The sequence below is a fragment of the Variovorax sp. YR752 genome (assembly GCF_943372545.1).
In genome coordinates this window covers 1-3,246 of the sequence record NZ_CALRZC010000407.1, presented here as the reverse complement: position 1 = coordinate 3,246, position 3,246 = coordinate 1, and the positions used below count along the sequence as shown (strand labels likewise).

Genomic DNA, 3,246 nt, shown 5'->3' with positions numbered 1-3,246 from the left:
GTGAGCGTGGCGCGCAGCAGGTAGTCGTGGCCGTTGACGTGCAGGCCGACGTAGTTGCCCTCGGCCTGCAGCCAGTCGATGTCGGTGGCGGCGATGAGGAATTCGCGGCGCAGCTTGCGCACGAGGAAGCGTTCGGGGCGGGCCGGCGTCGGCACTGCGGGCACGGGCAATTCGTGCATGGAGGGTTCGATCCCCTCCGGTTCCGCCAGCGCCTCGGGCACCGGCGCCACCCCTTCTTCCGGCGGATCGAGCACGCGCGCCTCGCCCTGCAGCCGCAGCATGAACAGCCGGTAGGCCCAGACGCCGAAGACCATCGAGGCGTAGACGCGCACGTCCTTCAGGTACTCGTAGCCCCATCGCCCCATGGCGCCGACGAAGTCGTAGGGCTCGCCGGCGGCGGCATACACCGCGGCGCGCAGCCCGAACATCGCCGTCACGTGCGCCAGGCTCAGCAGCACGCTCGCCAGCAGATGCCCGGCGAGAAAGCGCACCCAGTGGTCGCGCGCCAGCGGCGACAGCCGGCGCTCCACGGCCACCAGCACCGGCACCAGGGCCAGCAGCGCGACGTGGCTCGACACCTCCCAGGTAATGACTTCCCAGTTGGCGCGCGGCACGGCGCGGCTGCGGGCGTCGATGAGCGCGACCACGGTGCTGATCACGGCCTGCACCGTCATCAACACGATCCAGAAGCCGACCTCGACATACCGCCGGATCGGTTCGTAGCGCTCGTAGAGGTTCTTGCGCGGCTCGCTCATGCGGGGATTCTCGCGAACCGGGGCCGGATTTCATCCCTGGGGGCCACCGTTCGTCACAAATCCAGGGCGATCCGTCCCGGCGAGGGTCCGTGGGGCGGGCGCGGGGACCACGATGACCGCCGTTTCTTCATTCCGGGAGCCCGCCATGCCCTCCGATTCCGTTTCAGCCCTCACGTCGCCGCGCCGCCACGACATCGACGCCCTGCGCGCCCTCGCCTTCCTGCTCGTCATCCTCTATCACGTGGGCATGTACTACGTGGCCGACTGGCCCTGGCACCTGAAGAGCCCGCATGCGGCCGACTGGCTGCCGTGGCCGATGCGGGTGCTTAACCTGTGGCGCATGGACTTGGTGTTTCTGATCTCGGGCGTGTCGCTCGGATTTTTGAGCCGGGGCCAGGGCACCTGGGGGCTGCTGCGCAGCCGGGGTCTGCGGTTGATGCTGCCGCTGGCCTTCGGCATGGCGGTGGTCGTGCCCTACCAGGCCTATGCCGAGGGCGTGGCGCGCGGGCTGGTGGCGCCGGGCTTCGGCACCTTCCTGCTGCGCTACCTGTCGATGGGCGCGCCGTGGCCCAAGGGGGCGTTCGCGGGGGCGGAGTTCGGCATCACCTGGAACCACCTCTGGTACCTGCCCTACCTGTTTCTCTACACGGCGCTGGTCGCGCTGACGCTGCCGCTGTGGCGCTCGGCCGCCGGGCAGTGGGTGCGGCGGCGCTTCAACGGGCTGCGGGGCTGGCAGCTGCTCGTGTTGCCCGCGCTGCCGCTCGTGGTGTGGACGGTGCTGTTGGCCCGGCACTTCCCGGCCACGCACAACCTGGTGTGGGACTTCCATCTGCACAGCATCTACTTCACCGTGTTCCTCTACGGCTACTGGATGGGCGTGGACACGGGCATCTGGCGCGAGCTCGAACGGCTGCGCCGCATGTCGCTGCTGCTGGCCGTGGCAATGATCGGCGCGTTCATCGCGCTGCGCATCGGGGCCGTCGTTCCGCCCAAGGGGCTGCTGATGGACGTGCTGCGCAATGCCTACCTGTGGCTCGCGGTCGCCACGATCCTGGGCCATGGCCATCGCTACCTGAACCGCCCCTGGCCGTGGCTGCGCTGGGCCAACGAATCGGTCTACCCCTGGTACATGCTGCACCAGACGCTGATCGTTGCCGGGATTGCGCTGCTGGCCCCGCTCGCACTGGGGCCGGCGTGGGAGCCGATGGCGCTGGTCGTCGTGACGATCGCCGGCTGCTGGCTGCTGACCGACGGGCTGATCCGCCGCATCGGCTGGCTGCGGCCGCTGTTCGGGCTGAAGCGCAGGCCCGAGGCCGAGCCCGCGGTGGTTACGCCGCCTGCTTCGGCTTCGGCGTCGTCGACGCCTCGTCCACCGGCACCAGGATGGCGTTCGCCGTCGCCACGAGCTTGAGCGCGTCGTCGCCCTGACCGGCAGGCTGCGCGAACAGCTCGGCCCCGACGAACACCTGCTTGCGCCCCGCCTTCACCACGCGCCCGCGCGCCACGAAGGCTTCGCCGATGGCGGGCGAGATGCAGTTGATCGAGAAATGCGAAGCCAGCACGCGGCCCGCCACGGTGGCGGCCGCGAAGCCGCTCACGGTGTCGAGCAGCGCGGCGATCATGCCCGCGTGCAGGAAGCCGGTGTACTGGCCCATGTCTTCCTCGCGCCATTGCATGCGCAGTTCGGCCTGCCCGTCGGCGGCCTGCGTGACGTCGAAGCCGGCCCAGCGGTTGAAGGCGGCGGAACGGTTGATGGCCTGGATCGTGTCGAGCATGGTGGGTGTCCTCTCAAGATGAACGTGGATGGAAAGTGAGGCCCACTCTAGAAAGCCGGGCCGCCGCGCGCCGTCTCTTGGGTGACCGATCCGCCGCCGGCAGATGCATGCGCGACAGCAGCGCACCCGCGTCACATCGGCGTCATGAAAAAAAACTTGGCAACGCCTTAACCCCGTTCGCCCGCCTCGTCCGTAGAAGCAGAGATTCGTCACTGACTTTCTTCCGGAAGGCTTTCCATGCACACACCGTTCTCCGCCCGTCCCCTCCTGCGTGCCACCGCGATCGCGGCCCTCTGGCTGACCGCCGGCGCCGGCGCCCACGCGCAGCTGCAGGCCGATGCCTCGCGCATCACGCAGGTCAAGGTCTACCCCGGCAGTGCCACGGTGGAGCGCGTGGCGCGCGTCGCGGCGGGCAGCCGCTCGGTCACTTTTGCCTGCCTGCCGGCCGGGCTCGATGTGCAGAGCCTGCAGGTGTCGGCCGGCGCGGCGGTGCGCGTGGGCGAGACCTCGGTGCTCAGCGAGGCCCGCGAGCTCTCGGCGAACTGCGCCACCAGCGCGCTCGACGGCCGCATCCGCGAACTCGAAGACCAGAAGGCCGCACTGCAGGCCGAGACCGATGCGCTCGGCATGGTCACGGGTTATCTCAAGGGACTGTCGGGCGGCGAGTCGGGCCCCGGCGCGCGTGCGCCGATGGACGCGCGCAACCTCACCGCCGT

At 69.7% G+C, this 3,246-nt stretch carries 4 protein-coding genes; 2 read left to right on the top strand and 2 right to left on the bottom strand.

Features of this window, described 5'->3' with window-relative positions:
• Window positions 1-755: LytTR family transcriptional regulator (locus AAG801_RS41175; RefSeq protein WP_341893644.1), on the bottom strand; the 755-nt coding region annotated here is incomplete at its 3' end.
• Between the two features lie 145 nt (window positions 756-900).
• Here AAG801_RS41175 and AAG801_RS41170 point away from each other — a divergent pair.
• Complete coding sequence (locus AAG801_RS41170) at window positions 901-2,166, top strand: acyltransferase family protein (protein WP_341893643.1); 1,266 nt, start codon at window positions 901-903, stop codon at window positions 2,164-2,166.
• Here the strand turns inward: AAG801_RS41170 and AAG801_RS41165 are convergent.
• On the bottom strand, window positions 2,084-2,530 hold the full coding sequence (locus AAG801_RS41165) for a PaaI family thioesterase (RefSeq protein ID WP_341893642.1): 447 nt from the start codon (window positions 2,528-2,530) through the stop codon (window positions 2,084-2,086). The genes AAG801_RS41170 and AAG801_RS41165 overlap by 83 nt on opposite strands.
• Before the next feature lie 237 nt (window positions 2,531-2,767).
• Here AAG801_RS41165 and AAG801_RS41160 point away from each other — a divergent pair.
• On the top strand, window positions 2,768-3,246 hold a 479-nt coding region (locus AAG801_RS41160), incomplete at its 3' end, for a DUF4140 domain-containing protein (RefSeq protein WP_341893641.1).